Genomic DNA, 18,696 nt, shown 5'->3' with positions numbered 1-18,696 from the left:
ATAACAACAAAAAAGCATTCCAAGATAGTGCTTAGTTGAGAACGTCTGCCTGAGAGCATTTGGCTATGGATAATAGCTATATGCTATACCTCTAAAAAGTCTAGAATACCTTCCGCCGCTTCACGACCTTCCCAAATCGCTGTCACGACTAAATCAGAGCCACGTACCATATCGCCACCGGCAAAGATTTTGGGGTTACTGGTTTGAAATTTAAAGGTTTGTTTTTCGGCGGCTACTACTCGACCAGAGCTGTCCATGGTGATTTGCTGACCTGTAAACCAATCGGCAGGGCTAGGACGGAAACCAAAAGCCATAATGACCGCATCACATGGAATGATTTCTTCTGAATTAGGAATGGGCTCAGGGTGGCGGCGACCATGACTATCAGGAGCGCCCAAGTGCGTGGTAATCACTTTGACCGCATTCACCTTGCCATTTAAACCAATGATTTCGGTCGGTTGACGATTGAATAAAAACTCAACGCCTTCTTCACGCGCATTGACCACTTCTCGGCGGGAGCCGGGCATATTTTCTTCATCACGGCGATAAGCACAAACCACTTGCTGCGCCCCTTGACGAATACTGCTACGGTTACAGTCCATTGCCGTATCACCGCCGCCTAATACCACTACTTTTTTACCTTTTAAATCGATATATTCTTCTGGATTTTTCTCCCAGTCGTTACAGCGATTGACGTTGGCAATCAAGTAATCTAGCGCATCATAGACGCCCTCTAATTCTTCACCAGCAAAGCCGCCACGCATATAACTATAAGTACCCATGCCCATAAATACCGCATCATACTCGCCTAACAGCTCATCAATACTGACATCGCTACCTATTTCGGTCTCTAAACGAAACTCCATACCCATGCCTTCAAAAATGACACGGCGATTGCGCATGATGTCTTTTTCCATTTTAAACTCTGGAATACCAAAGGTTAATAAGCCGCCAATTTCTGGGCGCTTATCAAAGATAACAGGCGTCACGCCATTTCTGACTAAAATATCTGCGCATCCAAGTCCTGCAGGCCCAGCCCCGATGATGGCAACTTTTTTGTCCGTCCATATCACATCCGACATATCAGGACGCCATCCAAGGGCGAAAGCGGTATCGTTGATATACTTCTCGACATTGCCAATCGTCACCGCGCCAAAGCCGTCGTTTAGCGTACAAGCGCCTTCACATAAACGGTCTTGTGGACAAACGCGCCCACAGACTTCAGGCAAAGTATTGGTTTGATGACACAATTCTGCTGCCTGAAATATTTGACCTTCTGCCGCCAATTTAAGCCAATTGGGAATGTAGTTATGTACCGGACATTTCCACTCACAGTAGGGGTTGCCGCACTCAAGGCATCGATGCGATTGCTGCGCTACTGACTCGCTTTCAAACGGATGATAAATCTCGACGAACTCGGTTGAACGCGTAGCGATATCTTTTTTGGTGGGCTCAAGGCGTGGTACATCTAAAAACTGAAAACTATTTTCTAAGCGTTTTACCATGGTATTGTCTCTTTTTTAGTGGGTGACGACAGCTAATATCTGCAGCCTCAATGAGGCAAATTTACGGATACGGGCTGTCATTTACCTGCTTAAAACTTTGCGTTAAAGCTATGAGTTAAAATGCTCGTAAACCTATTGCTGGCTCATCCCATTTATTGTGGATCAGCCGTCGTGGTCTTAAGCAAGGTCGCAACATTTGCGGCTTTAGGTTTCACCAAATAGAATTTACGCGCATAATGCTCAAAGTCCGCTAAAATAGTCTGCCCCCACGCACTGCCAGTTTTATCGACATGGGTTTCAATCACTTGTTGTAAATAAATACGATGACCTTCCGTTTGCTCACTTGAGATACGGTTTAAGTCAATCAGCTCATGATTACAGCGGTCAAAGAAATCACCATCCATATCAAGTACATAGGCAAAACCACCCGTCATGCCGGCGCCAAAATTCAAACCCGTACGTCCAAGAATAGTAATGATGCCGCCGGTCATATATTCACAGCAATGATCGCCCGTACCTTCGATGACAGCATGCGCGCCAGAATTACGCACCCCAAAGCGCTCGCCTGCCGTGCCCGCAGCGTATAATTTACCACCCGTTGCACCATACAGACAGGTATTACCGATGATAGCGGTTTCTTGCGCACTAAAGCTTGAATCTTTCGGTGGATAAATCACAATCTCACCGCCTGCCATGCCTTTACCGACATAGTCATTGGCATCGCCTTCAAGCTGAATATGTAAGCCGCCAGCATTCCATACACCCAAACTTTGACCTGCGGTGCCGTTTAGATGCAGCTTAATGGGCATATCACTCATGCCAAGGTTGCCCCATAGCTGCGCAATCTCACCCGAGATACGAGCGCCGATTGAGCGATCACAGTTACCAACTGCGTAGCTATAATCGCCGCCGTTACCTTGACGGATATTGAGCAGCATATCGCTAATCATCTGTTCAGCAAGCAAGCCTTTATCAAATGGCTCATTACGCGCGACCTGACAGGTTTGCGCTTTGCCACTACTGGCTGGATGACTAAACAGTAATGGCGTTAAATCCAAATGACGCTGCTTATCGGTATTGCCTTCTAACACATCAAGCAAGTCAGTACGCCCGACCAGCTCTTCCATACTGCGTACGCCTAATGCAGCGAGCCATTCACGCGTTTCAGTCGCCACAAATTTAAAGAAGTTAATCAACATTTCCGCTTCGCCAATGAAATGCTCATCACGTAGCTGGGCTTTTTGCGTCGCAACGCCGGTCGGACAGTTATTAAGATGGCAGATACGCAAGTATTTACAACCAACCGCAATCATTGGCGTGGTGCCAAAACCAAAGCTTTCAGCACCTAGAATCGCGGCTTTGACCACATCAAGACCTGTTTTTAGACCACCATCGGTTTGAATGCGAACCTTATGGCGCAAGCCATTCACCCGTAGTGATTGATGTGTTTCAGCAAGCCCTAGCTCCCAAGGCGAGCCAGCATGATGGATAGACGACAGCGGCGAGGCGGCAGTACCACCATCATAACCTGAGATGGTAATCAAATCGGCGTAGGCTTTTGCCACGCCCGTTGCAATGGTGCCAACCCCAGGACGTGAAACCAGTTTTACCGAAACCAAGGCATCTGGATTGACTTGTTTTAAATCAAAAATCAGCTGCGCCAAGTCTTCAATCGAATAAATATCATGATGCGGCGGCGGCGATATGAGCGTCACCCCCGGTACCGAGTAGCGTAGACGCGCAATTAGCGCATTGACCTTACCGCCCGGCAGCTGACCGCCTTCACCTGGTTTTGCCCCTTGAGCAACTTTAATCTGCAGCACTTCTGCCGAACGTAGATAAGCAGGTGTGACCCCAAATCGACCAGAGGCAATTTGCTTGATTTTTGAATTACGCAGCGTGCCATAACGTACCGGATCTTCGCCGCCCTCACCAGAGTTTGAGCGACCGCCGATGGTATTCATCGCCATGGCAATCGCTTCATGGGCTTCGGGTGATAATGCCCCTAATGACATGCCAGCTGAATCAAAACGCTTCAGAATCTCTGAGATATCTTCGACCTCATTAACATCGATAGGATTGGCTGTCTTTAGTTGCAATAAATCACGCAAGGTCGCAACAGGACGACTATTGACCAAATCAGCATAATTACGATAATTGTCATAATCACCAGTACGGACGGCGGTATGTAGGCTATTAATGACGTCAGGATTAAAGGCATGGTATTCTTTATTAAAGACAAACTTCAGCAAACCACCTTGATCAAGTGGCGCACGACGCTTAAAGGCATTTGCCGCCAACTGTGCTTGGTCAGCAGCCAAATCGGCAAACGTTGCGCCTTTAATACGACTTTGCACGCCTTTAAAGCATAAACTCACCACTTCTTCAGAAAGACCGACAGCTTCAAATAACTGCGCGCCACGATAAGACACAATGGTCGAGATGCCCATTTTTGATAAGATTTTCAGCAAACCTTTATCCAAGCCTTTACGGAAATTCACCCGCGCTTGGATTGGATCGCCAAGCAGCTCACCAGTCGCCACCAAATCATCAATCACGTCATAGGCCAGATATGGATAAACACAGGTCGCGCCAAAGCCAATCAATACCGCCACTTGATGCGAGTCGCGTGCCAGTCCAGTCTCGATGATTAAATTGGCATCGGTACGAATACCTTGGGCAATCAGGTAATGATGCACCGCACCCGTGACCATAATGGCATTGGCAGGCACTTTATCGGCAGCAATGTTTTTATCAGACAAGACAATCAAAGTATGACCAGCCCGAATGCTATTGGCCACTTGCTCACAGATGGCTTTGATGGCGGCTGATAGCTCAAGATTGGCATCGTAGTATAAATCGATACGCGCCAGCTGAAATGCTGGATCAGCCAAGGTTTCAAGCTGCTGCATTTTACTGGCTGATAAAACCGGCGACGATAAGATAATACGATGTGCGTCGCGTGCTGACGGCGCAAACACATTGGTCTCAGCACCTAAGCAAGTCTGTAGCGACATGACGATTGATTCACGCAATGGATCAATCGGTGGATTGGTTACCTGTGCAAACTGCTGACGAAAGAAATCACCCACATGGCGAATTTGCTGCGACAGTACTGCCATGGGCGTATCATCACCCATCGAGCCGACTGGCTCTTGCGCATTTTCAGCATTAGGGCGGATAATTTCGGTGCGTTCTTCATTGGTGATGTGATACATTTTTTGCAACGCTTTTAGTGGCTCACCGCGGCAGGCTTGGGCGGCAAGCGTTTCTTCTAAGCGCTCATCATCACGGATACGGGTCGCTTCTTCGCGTAGCCACTTACGATACGGATGCGCCTTTTTAAGCAAGGTTGCAATGGCCTTGGTATCCATAATTTGACCAGTCATGGTATCGATAACCAGCATCTGACCCGGACCGACCCGACCTTTAGCCAACACGTCTTTTGGCGCATAATCCCAAACACCGACTTCAGACGCCACAGTGATATAACCGTTTTTGGTCGTGACCCAACGTGACGGGCGCAGACCATTACGGTCAAGCATGCAGACAGCATAGCGACCATCTTGAATCACCAGACCTGCTGGCCCATCCCACGCTTCCATATGCTGTGAGTAAAACTCATAAAAGGCGCGCAGATCCATATCCATGCTATCGACATTTTGCCAAGCGGGTGGCACCAGTATCGACATCGAATGGAATAAACTCATGCCTCCTGACATCAGTACTTCTAGCATATTATCTAAGCTTGATGAATCCGAGCCCGTGCTATTAACCAGTGGCGTCAGTTCATTTAAATTGGGCAATTTATCAGATTTTAATTTTGGCGTACGGGCTTCAGACCAGCTACGGTTGCCGGTGATGGTATTAAGCTCGCCATTGTGTGCCAAATAGCGAAATGGCTGTGCCAGTGGCCAACGGGGTAGCGTGTTGGTCGAAAAGCGCTGATGAAAGACCACGATATGCGAGGCCAAACGCGTATCTTGCAAATCTAAAAAGAAAGCTGGCAGGTCTGATGGCATGACCAAACCTTTATAAATAATCGTTTGACAGTTTAATGAACAAACATAAAACAGCTCGTCATCAACCAAGCGTTGTTCAGCTTTTTTACGTGCGACAAATAATTTGCGGTTAAAATCATCGGCAGCTATCTCGTCTGGCGCATTGACAAATATTTGCTGAAAACCGGGTAATGTCTGACGACCAATCTCACCAACGATACTTAAATCAAGCGGCACATCGCGCCAGCCAGCCACTGCTAAGCCTTGGGCACTAAGCTCTTCATTGAGCACCTGTTGGCTATATTGCGCTTTTGTCTCATCTACATTGACAAAAACCATGCCAACAGCAAAATTAGCGGTAATAGTAAAGCCCTGCTCAGCCGCGATATGCTTAAAAAATGTCGTCGGCGTCGCCAGTAATAAACCGCAGCCATCACCGGTCTTACCATCAGCAGCAACGCCGCCGCGATGGGTCATACAACTTAGACTATGAATGGCTGTTTTTACCAAATCATGGCTGGCTTGTCCCTCAATATGAGCGATCAAACCAAAGCCGCAGTTATCAGAGAAGTCATCTGGCGTCGCCAAATGAATAGAAGAGGAAATCATTGACATAGCTTGTCCTTTTAAGTGAGCGGACGGCCTATACTTCCAATATGAGGTATCAACCAAACTCCGCAGGCAGAACGGGCTAAATATATTCACATAAGCGGATTAATAAAGCGCAAGCAGAGAAAATAATGCAAGCGTTTTGAGACTGATAAAAATACTTATCACGACCCTATTTATTCTATAGTCATCAGAGCTATTGCTTTAACGTTACTAACTAAGAGGATTTTAATGATGATATAAGGTGGTATAAATGGTTACCACCCACCGACCCTTTAAGCATTTATACGTTATTCTCTATCAGTTGCTGTCAGCCTTCGCCTATCTTCTATCTGTTGTATACTCAATGCGAGTCGGACAATCATTATTAAGCGCGGATACGCGTTAAAAACTTCAATAGAAAGTGAGCAAAGTAGCGAAAAACTGGCTAATAAAGTAGCAAATATTACTATGGTATACCGTCAAATTTAAATATCAGACGCTCTGTATTCAAGCGCCTTAACAACCCTTAGCAGGTTAATAATGAGGAGTTGCGCCACTTGCGATATGCTTAAATAGAGGTACAAGTAGCAGCGCTTGAGACGACGACATTGTTGTAAGGGCTCATCTTTATCAAGCTTACTTACTCCATGTAGAGGTGTTAAATAGAGGTTTACGATAACTATACAGAACGTCGCCCTTAGTTATCTTAGTTAATGATTGATAAAAAATCTAGTCTTTTTTATAAACTCACACTATAGATTTTGTAAAAACTTATGTTATCCATCAATCATTGATAACTAACTCTCTAGAATGAATACTATTAAAACCGCTCATCTAAGCGTTTTTAAGAATTTTAGCGGTAGTTAAAATTGCTAACAGAAAAAAGCCCACGACATAAAATATGACATGGACTTTTTAAATGAAATACTTAGGGCATGTCCTCAACTCAATCAATGAACACAATCCACGAACAGCTAAATGGGCTAGTCAAATTAATTACCTTTTTCTTCAATAAGCTCTTTTATACTATCATTATTGTTTTTCGAAGCATTGTTTTTTGAGGTATTATTACTAGCACTGGCGTTGGCATTTTTACTAGCCGCATTGGCATTCTTATTAGCGGCGTTGTTATTTGCATTCGCACTAGGCGGTTTAGGCGCTTCAACCACGGGTGGTTTTTTCGGTTCATTATTGTTACTTACTTCAGGTTTGCGGCTATTATCGGCATTTTTAGGCGTCGCGGCGATCGCGGTCTGCTCTTCGATACCGACCGTGCGCTCTTCATTAACCGATAAGGTATCAGAGGTATCGACTGACTGACGAATACTTTCAGCAGCACTATTATTCGCCCCTTCTTGAGCAGCGCGGTTGGCATTACTTGCTGCTTGCTCGCTGGCATTATCGTTAGTTGGCGCTTTCTGACGCACGGGTACTTCGCGTTTGGTTGGGCTCAAATTCACAGCGCGCGTGCGTTTAGCACTCAAATCTTTGACGGGGTCAGGGCGTTCATAATTATCGATAATACTGACATAACGATTGATCTCTTCTGGCAACACACGCACATTCGTAGGCAGTTTAAAGTTTATCAGCTTAGCCGCGCCAACCGCTTCTTGTGGACTGCTCATCAACCCATAAGTCAGCATATAACGCACTTGATTGTTTTCATCAAGGTAACGAAAATAAGCAAACTTCTCGCGATCTTCACGGCCTTCTAAATAACTGACGATCACATCATTTTCACCGACATTCATCACCTGCACTGTCCATCTGCCTTTATTAGCCAGTAGATAACGCTTGTCTTTAAACTCATCAGGATAACTGCGCAAGTCTTTTACCGTGGTATCAAAACTGATTGGCTGCACATCGGTGTCAAGCTCATGTAAGGATTCAATCTTTAGTGGCTGCTCAAGCTCTGCGCTCAGAGTTTTTGGTGCAGATATCGGCGCATTTTCGATTTTCGCGCCCATCGCTGGTGTTTGGCTAAACATCCAAACCAAAGCGGTAAACACGCCCAATAGCAGTGTCGCTATCAGCCAAATCAGTGCTTGACGGCGATATTTCTGCCCAGCTGTGCGAGTCGTCGAGCGTGATGCTGCCATGGGGATATCCTTGGGAGAAAAAGTCTTATAAAAAGTTATCTATAACGCAATACTTATAAAGATAGACTCAAAAAATGAGATACTTAAAAATAAGGCTATAAATTAAAGTATTAACCTTTAATCGCCTTTATTAATGATGCTGTGCCAATACGTCGGTTAACAGCTCCGCATCAAAATCATTGGTCAAAACTGCCTTACCTAATGATTTTAACAAAATAAGGCGAATTTGTCCGTGTTTGACTTTTTTATCATGCCCCATCAAACCAAGCGCCGTCTGTACGTCAATAGCTGGCGGTGTAATGGGTAGATTTGCCAATACTAATACGCGCTTAATACGAGCAACGTCATTACCTGTTAACCAGCCAAGCTTTTGTGACAGCTCAGCCGCTTGCACCATCCCAGCCGCGACCGCCTCACCATGCAGCCAATTACCATAGCCTTCATGAGTTTCAATCACATGACCAAAGGTATGGCCGAAGTTTAATAAGGCACGCACACCGGACTCTCTTTCATCTAGTGCGACGATATCGGCTTTATACTGGCAACAGCGTTTCACCGCTTCGCCAAGCATGGCTAAATCTAACGCCATCATCGCTGGTAGATTGTGCTCAAGCCAAGTTAAAAAGTCTGCATCCATAATCAGTGCATATTTGATGACTTCCGCCAATCCTGCTGATAGTTCGCGTGCGGGCAAGGTTTTAAGCGTGCTCATATCGGCTAAAACCATTTGCGGCTGCCAAAAAGCGCCAATCATATTTTTACCTTGGGCATGATTGATGCCCGTCTTACCGCCAACGCTTGAATCTACTTGTGACAACAAGGTCGTTGGAATTTGAATAAAATTGACCCCGCGCATAAAACTTGCGGCAGCAAAGCCTGTCATATCGCCGATAACGCCGCCACCAAGCGCGATTAGGGTCACATCACGATTAAAGTGCTCCGCCATGAGCGCATCATAAATCTGATTGATACTGGTTTGATTTTTATATTGCTCACCATCTGGCAGCACACAGACCTTGACGGTAAACTGCGCTTCAAGTTCTTCTTGTAAAGGCTTTAAATATAAAGGCGCAACCGTCTCATTGGTAACGATAAGGACTTGGCGACCCGCAATATAAGGAGCAATTTGGCTTGCCATACTGTTTTTTTCAGCGCTGTTATTAGCAGCGTTTTCAACGCCATTTTCAGACACGTTTTCAGCAGTGTTACTGACAATATTTTTAGGGCTGTTTGCAGTGCTATTTTCAGTGATGACAATAGGATAATCATGACTTTGCGTTTGTACTGTTAGGTTGGCATGAAACAGTGGCGTTGCCATGAAAATCTCCTTAAAGATGAGGCTTGAATTAAATTGAGCGGTGTTATTTATTAAACTTTGTCTAATTTATCTAATGAAATTAATTTGTTATTATTCATCTTCTTGAGGTGCTGAGCTGATAGAAGTGGATTCACAAAATGCGTCTAATTGCTGCAATAACTGATTGACCATATGGCGAGGATAGGTATGACCGGTCGGCATGATAATATGCGCCACTTGCCGATATAAGGGATCACGGGCGCTATATAAATTTTGCAATATTTTTCTAGGATTCGGTTGTTGTAATAATGGTCGCGACTTGTCTTTGGCAGTACGCGCCATTTGCACGTCAACGGGAGCATTAAGATAGACGACGATGCCGCGCTCTTTAAGAAACGCACGGTTTTCAGCTGCCATCACCGCACCGCCGCCAGTCGCCAAGACAATTTGTGATTGCTGCGTCAGCTCATCGATGGCGCGTGTCTCCCGTTCACGAAAGCCGGCCTCGCCTTCTTTGGCAAATATCCAAGCAATATCCGCGCCGGTTTGCGACTCAATATACCAATCACTGTCTACAAACGAGCGCCCTAATTGCTTAGCCAGTAACCTGCCAATGGTGGTCTTCCCCGCTCCCATCGGCCCTACTAAAAATACCGACGGTAATTCCTCAACCATAATACGCACTCAGCTAAATTAGCTATGATACAACGTCATGGTTATTCTGGCTAGTAATGCGCGTTGATTATTGTCAGTAAAATCTAAGCAAGCTCAAAAATTTGCCATAAAAAAAGCAAGCGCTGATGCTTGCTTTTTTCTATTATAAATAATTCAACACTGACTAATTTAAACGGCTAATACCATCATTAATCAATTTTGGCGTAACAAATATCAATAGCTCTTCTTTAGAATTATTACGCACATCACGGCGGAAGGCACGACCGATATAAGGCAAGTCACCTAAGAAAGGTACTTTATCGACACCATTGCTTTTGCTATTCTTAAAGACGCCACCCAGAACAATGGTCTGACCGTCTTCAACAATCACGTTGGTTGAGACAGAATCTTCAGCAATAGCAACCTGCCCATCAAGGGATCTAATTGGGGTTCCGTTGGTGATGTTCAGCTGCAAAGCGATTTTGCCATCTGGGGTAATATTTGGCGTCGCTTCCAAACTTAATGCCGCTTCTTTAAAGCTGGTAGTGGTCGCGCCACTGGCCGATGCTTCTTGATAAGGAATTTGCGTGCCAGAAGATACTTTTGCCGTCTGTTTATCAGCGGTCAAAATCTTTGGTGTTGAAATCACTTCACCGCGGTTATCCGCTTGCATGGCTGATAGCTCAAGGTCTAACATGAAATCAGATATACCGAGTAAACCAAAAGCAATACTACCGGCTGGGTTGGCAACCCCTAAGTCGACGTTTAAGTTATCAGGACGACTAATGTCGTACTTAGGATAAGAAACGGTTTGACCATTGATTGTCGTGGTTTCTACGTCAAAATCTTTTAAATCCCATAGTGTCTGATTACTACCACCTACCAATAAGTTACGGTTGTTGGCAGCGCCGTTTGACAATATGCCCCAACGCACGCCAATCTCTTTACTAAAGCTATCGGTAGCACTAACAATACGCGCTTCAATCATTACTTGACGGACTGGAATATCAATTTTGCCAATCAGCTTATGGATATTTTCAATGCTTGCAGCCACGTCTTTGATAATCAGGGTATTGGTACGCTCATCGACGGTTACCGTACCACGGTTAGACAATAAGGTATTGTTATCGACAGAATTTGCGTTTCCGATGTTACTATTGCTGCCGCTGCCACCTGATGAACCGCTCCCCTGAGAGATAAGGGTCAAGACATCAGCCGCTTTAGCGTAGCTTAGACGGATGTATTCTGTACGTAGTGGCGCATAGGATTCAACTGCCTGCTGCGCTGCAAGATCGCGTGCTTCTTGTTCGGCAAGCTCAGTTGATGGTGCAACTAAAATCACATTACCATTTTCACGCTTACCAAGATTTTTACTTTTTAGAATAATATCTAGCGCTTGATCCCAAGGCACATTAATCAGGCGCAAAGTGATGTTGCCCGCGACCGAATCACTAGCCACGATATTCATATCGGTAAACTGTGCCAAGATATCTAATACACTACGGATTTCGACGTCTTGAAATTCCATCGATAGTGCTTCACCACTATAAACTTTCTCTTCAAGCGTTGGTTCGCGCAGTAGCTCAGGCTTTCTGATATTAATATTTAATTGGTTACCTGATTGATAAGCTTGATACTCATAATCTTCTTTGACATTGATAGTGATGATGCCATTTTGCCCTTGGTTTTTTGTATCAATACTATCAACCAGACCACTATTAACGTTTAAGCGGCGTAATAAATTTCTAGGCACGGTGCTGCCTGTTAAGCGTACCACCAACTTATTACCTTGGCGCTGAACGTCAACTGGAATGGCTTCGTTAGCAAGCGCAATACTGACGTTACCGCCACCGTCATTGCCTGCGGCAAAATTAACCGCCGTTAAACCATCATAACTGTACTGCTTACTCACTTGTGAAGCCGCAAGTTGTGGGCTTAGCAACGGATTCACACGTACTACCATGGTATCGGCAGGCACCTGTGTCTTAGATGCTAGTGTTTTAGACGCTTGAGTGTTGACTACTTTGGTCTTAATCGGCGCAACCGCTACACTATTAGTCTCAACTATCGGTGTGACAACCGCAGTGGTAGTAATACCCGCATTGTTATTAAGAACATCTCGCACAGGGTCGTTGGTGATAACAGGACGACTAGGGTCGCTAATCGTTAGCAACAAATCTTTACCCTCAATAGCGGTGGTATAACTACCCGCTTGTTTGAGTCCAACAATCAGACGGGTGGTATTGTCACTATTTAACGTTGTAACATCATTAATCATACCGACGTTGTATTCATTAAATCGATTAGCAAGCCCGTTTTGAACTTTTTCAAAATCCAATACCAAACGGCTTGGATTATCGAGCTGATAAGCGGCTGGCAGTACTGGCTTGCCAGCAAAACCCAAACGCATTTGGGTAACGGCTGGTGCCGTTTGTACCACAGAGACGTTATTAATGCGCTGCTCAGCATGAGCACTGCTACTAATTGCTACCATACTCATTGCCAATGCAGAGATGGCAAAAGTAGAAGATACGCGGTTGTTCATCGTCATTACCTTGTTATTGCGTACTGTCATTATATATTCCTCAAAAAATCTGCCGACTTAGCTTATAGGGGAGACCAGCGACTGGGGTTTTTCTACAAACCCAGCGCGGCTGTCTGGCACAATTTCAATCAAGTTAATCTGGGTCGGCGTGATTTCAACAATACGGCCGTCATTTAAGCCAAGATAATTACCGACTCTAACGCTCGCAACTGAACCATCAGGACGCTGCACTAAGGCATATTGCCGACCTTCAGGGGAAATAACGACACCGCGAAAGACGAGTTGCGATAGCTCATATTGTTCAAGTGGTTCTTTCACTCGGGTTATGTCAGGACGCACGCCATCTATAGAGGTGACAGGGCCTTGAACATTCACTAAGCTTGGTGGCAAAAATGGGCTACGCTGTGCACTGGCACTATAGACAAAATCTTCTACGAGTTCAGCTTTGGGCGGCGGCTCTATCGGCTGCGCTGGCTGGTTACGAATATCAGCCATCGACTGCTCTGCCATACCGATACGGTCAGTACAGCCCGTCATCGATAGAACAATAGCAATTGAAATTAGCAGCATGGGCAGTTTTTGGATACTCATTAGTTGCCTCCTGCAGCATCAGTTGTAGCGGCAGCATCAGTCGCGACGGCTTCATCACCTTCAGGAGCCGCTTCTTTTGAGCGATACGTTTTGGTTTGTAGCACCAGATTGAGCTCTGGTAGAACATCTAAAGTCGGCTGCGGATTACTGACTTCAAAATCATGCATCGTAATAATACGCGGCAAAGCAGCAAGGCCACTGATGAAACTACCGAACTGATGGTAATCCCCTAACGCTGCGATACGAATAGGCTGCTCAATAAAGAATTCATTTTCAATCTCAGGCTCTACGGAGATGTCTTGAAAACGAATATTACTGCCTACACCAGTCATATTGATACCTTCGACCAATTCTGATACGCGGGTGTCTTTTGGTAACTGGTCAAGTAAAGTATTAAACTCTGTTTCCATTTGAACTACTTGAGCTTGATAGGCTTTTAAATGGCGCGCCCGTGATTCTTTCTCACGGTAGCTATCAAGCAATGTCTGTTGTTGACTTTCAGCGGCTGTGATCTCATCAATTTTACTGCTAATCGGCAGTGCCCATGACAATGCCGCTATCAAAGCAATAATAAATCCAATCACCGTGACTTTGACGGGAAGTGGCCAACTGCCATAGTTTTCAGAGTCTAAAGACTCAAAACTGCGGCGAAACTCATTCAGATCAAATTGCTTTTTAGCACTTACCGCAGTCTTCTTGGTCTTAACAAGGCTTTTTTTACGGCTCAGTTTCATAACTCACCTCCAAGCGCAGTATTAGCATCAGCATCTTCAACCTTTTCCGACTGCACTTTGGTCGTCACGACAAACTGAACATAACTGTCTTCTGGATAAACAGGACGCGGCTGTTCACCTGTGGTCACCGTATTTTCTAAAGCAGGCGCAGCCTCATAGGCAGTAATATTTTGCTGTATATTACTAACAGCTGAGTTACCCATCCATTTGCTACTATCCAGGTTACGAATCAAGCTAGAGACAATATTTGGATTGTCAGCAAGACCTGTCAATGTAAGCACATCACCTTCGCGTTTTAAATTATTTAAATAAAGCGCTGGCGGAATAGCTTTGGCAAGATCGTCCCATAAGCGCACAGGAACCGGACGTCTACCTTGCAAATCTTGGATAACTTGCATACGTGAGATGATATCTTCACGGCGCTGCTCTAAGCTATCAATCTCCACTAGTGCTTTATCTAGGCGAGCATTTTCTTGTTCAATCAGTGTATTGGCATCTAATTGTTCATCAAGTTCATTATTAAAATAACTCCATGAAGCGAATGCCGCTAATAGAGCAAGCAAAGTAACGGCCACCACCAAAGTGATAAATTCTTTATTGCGACGTTCGCGCTCTTCTTGCCGCCAGGGCAATAAGTTAATACGAGCCATTAGTCAAAGCTCCTTAACGCAAGACCGCAAGCGGCCATTAAGCTTGGTGCATCAACTGCCAATTGCTCATTATCGATATGCGGAGCAATGGTCATGTTGATAAAGGGGTTAGCGATACTTACAGGAACGCCCAATCTTTGTTGTGCCATACCGGCAAGTCCTGCAATAGAACTACTGCCACCAGCAAGCAGCACATGGTCAATACTATTGTATTGGCTCGATGAGAAGTAAAATTGTAGAGAGCGTGTAATCTGTTGGATGGTGTTTTCTATAAATGGTGTTAACACATCAGGATAGTAATCATCTGGTAAGGTACGTTCGCGTTTACTAATGGTCGCCTCTTCAGCCGATAAGCCGTAGCGATTTTGAATCGCTTCAGTGAGCTGAGCGCCACCAAATAACTGTTCACGGCTGTAGATAAACTCACCATTTTTAGCGATATATAAGGTAGTTTGGTTATGACCAATATCGACTAAAGCGACCAACTCTGGCATATTTGGCAAATTATCAGCCATCAAACCAAAGGCACGCTCAATAGCATGCGACTCAATGTCCATCACTTTGGTTTGCAGACCACCGAAAGTGAGCGCATCGACTCTTTGATCGACATTCTCTGAGCGCGATGCGGCTAGCAGCACTTGCACCATATTGTCGTTGATAAGAGAAGGACCCAACACTTCAAAGTCCAAATTCACATCTTCTAATGGATAAGGGACGTATTGATCGGCATCCAAACGAATCTGAGCTTCGCGCTCAACGTCGTTAAGCACCATATCCATATCTATGATTTTGGTAATCACGGCTGAGCCTGAAACGGCGGTAGCAGCACTACTACCAGCAGCTTGGCAACGACGCGCTAAGCTTGCTATGGTATTACCAACAGCTTCAGTGTCTACAATGAGTTTGTCGACGACTACGCCTTCTGGTAATGTTTCGATACCATAAGATTTTAGGTGAAATATGCCTTGCTGACGCTGTATGTCAACCAACTTTACTGAGGTGGCACAAATATCCACACCAATCAAATGTCGACTTTTAGAAGTAAATAGCCTCACAAACTCTATACCTTATATTAAGTGTACAATCTGATAGTTATTTGTAATAATTTAGTACAATACTTTACTTAACAGATAGATTCAAGCATTTAAATTGCTTATTAAGGCATACTTACACATTTATTATTACTTGCCTATTTTGTTCAAGGTATAATCTCCTACCTGTTGCAAATTTTAATTGATAAGTCTGATTATGACCAAAAAAAATGCTACCGCTCGTCTCATTCACTTTTTGGTGGGACTTTTCATCGCCTGCTTAGCATTGGCGCTCATTTTAGCCCTTGCTGTACCGATTGGGTTTTATGGCATGGCGATGTATTTATCGCCAACCCTACCAAGCATTCAAGAAATTAAAACCGCAAGTTTAGAGATGCCATTACAGATTTATAGTAGTGATGACAAGCTCATTGGTCAGTATGGCAATCGTCTGTCGTTACCGGTTACTTTTGAAGAAATCCCTAAAGGTCTAACCAATGCTTTTTTAGCAGCAGAAGACTCGTCGTTTTTTCAACATAGCGGGATTAGTATTAAAGGTCTCGGCCGCGCAGTCACCGAAGTTGTGACCGACGACGATAGTCAAACCGGTGGCTCTACCATTACTATGCAGGTTGCCAAAAACTATTTTTTAAGCTCAGAGCGTACTTTGAATCGTAAGCTCACAGAGCTGTTTTTAGCGCGTAAAATTGAAGACGAGTTGAGCAAAAATGAGATTCTTACCTTATATGTCAATAAAATTTATTTAGGCGAAGGCGCTTATGGTATCCGCGCTGCGGCCAAAAAATACTATAGTAAGTCTCTAGAGAACCTGACCGTTGCTGAAATGGCCATGCTAGCAGGCCTGCCAAAAGCCCCTTCTAAATACAATCCTGTTGCTAATCCTAGCCGCGCCCTCACCCGCCGTAACTGGATTATTGGACGCATGCATGAGCTTGGTTATATCGATAAAGCTCAGCACGACGAAGCCATTAACGCCCCTATTGGTATTAATCTTTATCAAGAAAAACTTGATATGAATATGCCTTATCTAGCAGAAATGACACGTTCAGCCTTGGTTGACCGTTATGGCGAGCAGGTGATGCATGGCGGTTGGCGTGTACGTTTGACTGTTGATAGTGAAGCGCAAAAAGCAGCAGAATCAGCGGTACTAGCAGGTTTGGTTGCTTATGAGCACCGTCATGGCTGGCGCGGGGCAGAAGCGAATGGCGAACCGCTTGAGAACTTCAGTCGTTATAGCAATATGTCTCCGGCCAAAGTGACCAAGGTAAATTCTCGCAGTTTTGAAGCGACCATGCCCTCTGGTGAAAATGTAACCGTTAACTGGTCTGGTATGAGCTGGGCGCGCAAATACATTTCTGCCGATCGAATCGGATATTTTCCAAGTAACGCCAGTCAGATTGTGAGCAAAAATGATATCGTACGCCTGATGCCTACTACTAACGGTGGTTGGCAGTTGGGTCAAATTCCTAAAGTGCAAGGTAGCTTAGTTTCTCTAAATCCTGAAACGGGCGCGGTTCGAGCCTTAGTGGGTGGTTTCGACTTTAATCACAGTAAGTTTAATCGCGCGTTGCAAGGCTGGCGTCAACCCGGCTCGACGATTAAACCGCTTGTTTATACCGCTGCATTAGAAAAAGGCTATCGTCCAGATAGTATTGTCTCAGACCGCCCTATTCAAGTAGGTGACTGGAAGCCAAAGAATTCTGATGGGCGTTTCTTGGGTGATATTACCTTGCGCCGCGGGCTCTATTTATCTCGTAACTTAGTGTCTATTCGTTTGCTGCAATCCATTGGTATCTCTGATGCGCGCAATCTATTAGATGAGTTTGGTCTTGATAAAGAAAAGCTACCTACAACTTTATCATTGGCATTAGGCGCTGGGCAAGCAACGCCATTACAAATGGCAACAGCTTATTCAACCTTTGCTAACGGTGGGCACCGTATCCAGCCTTACTTCATCGACCAAATTTATAACTATAATAATAAACTGTTATTTCAGGCCAATCCGCAGCAGGCTTGTGCCTTATGTTTCAATGAGCAGCTTGACGATGTTAACAAAAAGCTGATTAAAGATTATGAGGCAAAAATAGAAGCAGAAAATAAAGCGGCTAAAGATGAAAAGATTAGCGCTAAAGATAAAGCAGTAGACAAAAATCCTGATGCTGATATCGATGCAAAAAACAGTGATACTGAAGCAAAAGATGATAAAGCGCTTGATTTGAATATTTATGATGCAAGCCCAGATTCAGATCGCCTAAAAGCCCCAGTCATACAGTACGTCCGTGCTGAGCAAGCGCCGCGTATTTTAAAGCCCAGAGTGGCTTTCGAGATGGCAGATATTTTACGCGATGTTATCCAGCGCGGTACGGCTTTTAAAGCCAGAGCCTTAGGCCGTGATGATATTGGTGGTAAAACGGGGACGACGAATGAGGCAAAAGATGCCTGGTTTGCAGGTTTTCATCCTACCAATGCCACGGTCGTCTGGATGGGTTTTGATCAGCCATCAACGCTGGGTCGCCGTGAGTATGGTGGCGTAGCAGCGCTGCCAGTATGGATGGACTTTATGAAAGCCCAGCTTAAGGATACACCTAGCCAATGGGTCTCTATTAACAACCGTGCTAAATCAAAAAAACAAAAACAGACTATTATAGAGATGATGGATGAAGGGGCTGCTGAGCTTGACGACGACGCTGCCGATGACGGCAAAGCAGCAAAGCCCGTTAAGACCACAACCCAGCAACGTAAGCCTCCGACGCCTAAACCGATTGAAGAGCAAATTCAAAATCGTCCAGCCGCTGAAAAACCCAAGCCAAGCCGTAATAACGACAGCAATCCTCAAAACAAACCCTTAGCAGCAACACCAGTTGAACGTATGCCACCGATGCCAGAATAAATTAACTGGGGTTTTGCTTAATACTTCAATAAAAAATGTCCTACTCAGTCTACTGTGTAGGACATTTTTATGCGCTCTTAAAACTCA

The 18,696-nt window shown here is 44.9% G+C and carries 11 protein-coding genes; 1 reads left to right on the top strand and 10 read right to left on the bottom strand.

Annotated features, from left to right (window positions below; all coding sequences use genetic code 11):
- Positions 1–83: 83 nt before the first annotated feature.
- From JMW39_RS04705 to JMW39_RS04660, 10 genes are all read right to left on the bottom strand, one after another.
- Complete coding sequence (locus JMW39_RS04705; protein WP_201544349.1) at positions 84–1,505, bottom strand: FAD-dependent oxidoreductase; 1,422 nt, start codon at positions 1,503–1,505, stop codon at positions 84–86.
- Between the two features lie 152 nt (positions 1,506–1,657).
- Positions 1,658–6,121, bottom strand: coding sequence for a glutamate synthase large subunit (gltB, locus tag JMW39_RS04700; RefSeq protein ID WP_201544343.1), 4,464 nt, complete (start codon positions 6,119–6,121; stop codon positions 1,658–1,660).
- A 968-nt stretch (positions 6,122–7,089) separates the two neighbouring features.
- Positions 7,090–8,196 (bottom strand): hypothetical protein, encoded by a 1,107-nt coding sequence (locus tag JMW39_RS04695; protein ID WP_201544342.1) that lies wholly within the window; start codon positions 8,194–8,196, stop codon positions 7,090–7,092.
- A gap of 130 nt (positions 8,197–8,326) precedes the next feature.
- Entirely contained in the window at positions 8,327–9,514 is a 1,188-nt protein-coding gene (gene aroB / locus JMW39_RS04690; RefSeq protein ID WP_201544341.1) for a 3-dehydroquinate synthase, read from the bottom strand.
- Between the two features lie 90 nt (positions 9,515–9,604).
- Entirely contained in the window at positions 9,605–10,168 is a 564-nt protein-coding gene (gene aroK / locus JMW39_RS04685) for a shikimate kinase AroK (RefSeq protein ID WP_201544340.1), read from the bottom strand.
- A gap of 163 nt (positions 10,169–10,331) precedes the next feature.
- Positions 10,332–12,722 carry a type IV pilus secretin PilQ gene (gene pilQ, locus JMW39_RS04680; RefSeq protein WP_201544336.1) on the bottom strand — a complete coding sequence of 797 codons (2,391 nt, stop codon included), beginning with the start codon at positions 12,720–12,722 and terminating at the stop codon, positions 10,332–10,334.
- Positions 12,723–12,749: 27 nt separating this feature from the next.
- Positions 12,750–13,283, bottom strand: a complete 534-nt coding sequence (locus JMW39_RS04675; protein ID WP_201544335.1) for a pilus assembly protein PilP — start codon at positions 13,281–13,283, stop codon at positions 12,750–12,752.
- Positions 13,283–14,017 carry a type 4a pilus biogenesis protein PilO gene (locus JMW39_RS04670; protein WP_201544334.1) on the bottom strand — a complete coding sequence of 245 codons (735 nt, stop codon included), beginning with the start codon at positions 14,015–14,017 and terminating at the stop codon, positions 13,283–13,285. Before JMW39_RS04670 ends, JMW39_RS04675 begins: the two co-directional genes overlap by 1 nt.
- Entirely contained in the window at positions 14,014–14,667 is a 654-nt protein-coding gene (locus JMW39_RS04665; RefSeq protein ID WP_201544333.1) for a PilN domain-containing protein, read from the bottom strand. Before JMW39_RS04665 ends, JMW39_RS04670 begins: the two co-directional genes overlap by 4 nt.
- Positions 14,667–15,722: a pilus assembly protein PilM gene (locus tag JMW39_RS04660; RefSeq protein WP_201544331.1), complete on the bottom strand. Its 1,056-nt coding sequence runs from the start codon at positions 15,720–15,722 to the stop codon at positions 14,667–14,669. The genes JMW39_RS04665 and JMW39_RS04660 overlap by 1 nt, the downstream gene beginning before the upstream one ends.
- Positions 15,723–15,915: 193 nt before the next feature.
- Between JMW39_RS04660 and JMW39_RS04655 the strand changes: the two genes are divergently transcribed.
- Entirely contained in the window at positions 15,916–18,609 is a 2,694-nt protein-coding gene (locus JMW39_RS04655) for a penicillin-binding protein 1A (RefSeq protein WP_201544329.1), read from the top strand.
- Positions 18,610–18,696 lie beyond the last annotated feature (87 nt).

The sequence above is a fragment of the Psychrobacter immobilis genome (genome assembly GCF_904846175.1).
Taxonomy (GTDB): domain Bacteria; phylum Pseudomonadota; class Gammaproteobacteria; order Pseudomonadales; family Moraxellaceae; genus Psychrobacter; species Psychrobacter immobilis_E.
The sequence above is the reverse complement of the archived record's forward strand: the minus strand, read 5'-3'. Positions and strand labels throughout refer to the sequence as shown.

Coding starts and splice junctions, on each gene's coding strand:
- JMW39_RS04695 (WP_201544342.1), bottom strand. CDS start 8,196: ATGGCAGCATCACGCTCGACGACTCGCACAGCTGGGCAGAAATATCGC.
- JMW39_RS04655 (WP_201544329.1), top strand. CDS start 15,916: ATGACCAAAAAAAATGCTACCGCTCGTCTCATTCACTTTTTGGTGGGA.
- JMW39_RS04705 (WP_201544349.1), bottom strand. CDS start 1,505: ATGGTAAAACGCTTAGAAAATAGTTTTCAGTTTTTAGATGTACCACGC.
- JMW39_RS04675 (WP_201544335.1), bottom strand. CDS start 13,283: ATGAGTATCCAAAAACTGCCCATGCTGCTAATTTCAATTGCTATTGTT.
- JMW39_RS04670 (WP_201544334.1), bottom strand. CDS start 14,017: ATGAAACTGAGCCGTAAAAAAAGCCTTGTTAAGACCAAGAAGACTGCG.
- JMW39_RS04665 (WP_201544333.1), bottom strand. CDS start 14,667: ATGGCTCGTATTAACTTATTGCCCTGGCGGCAAGAAGAGCGCGAACGT.
- aroB (WP_201544341.1), bottom strand. CDS start 9,514: ATGGCAACGCCACTGTTTCATGCCAACCTAACAGTACAAACGCAAAGT.
- gltB (WP_201544343.1), bottom strand. CDS start 6,121: ATGTCAATGATTTCCTCTTCTATTCATTTGGCGACGCCAGATGACTTC.
- pilQ (WP_201544336.1), bottom strand. CDS start 12,722: ATGACAGTACGCAATAACAAGGTAATGACGATGAACAACCGCGTATCT.
- aroK (WP_201544340.1), bottom strand. CDS start 10,168: ATGGTTGAGGAATTACCGTCGGTATTTTTAGTAGGGCCGATGGGAGCG.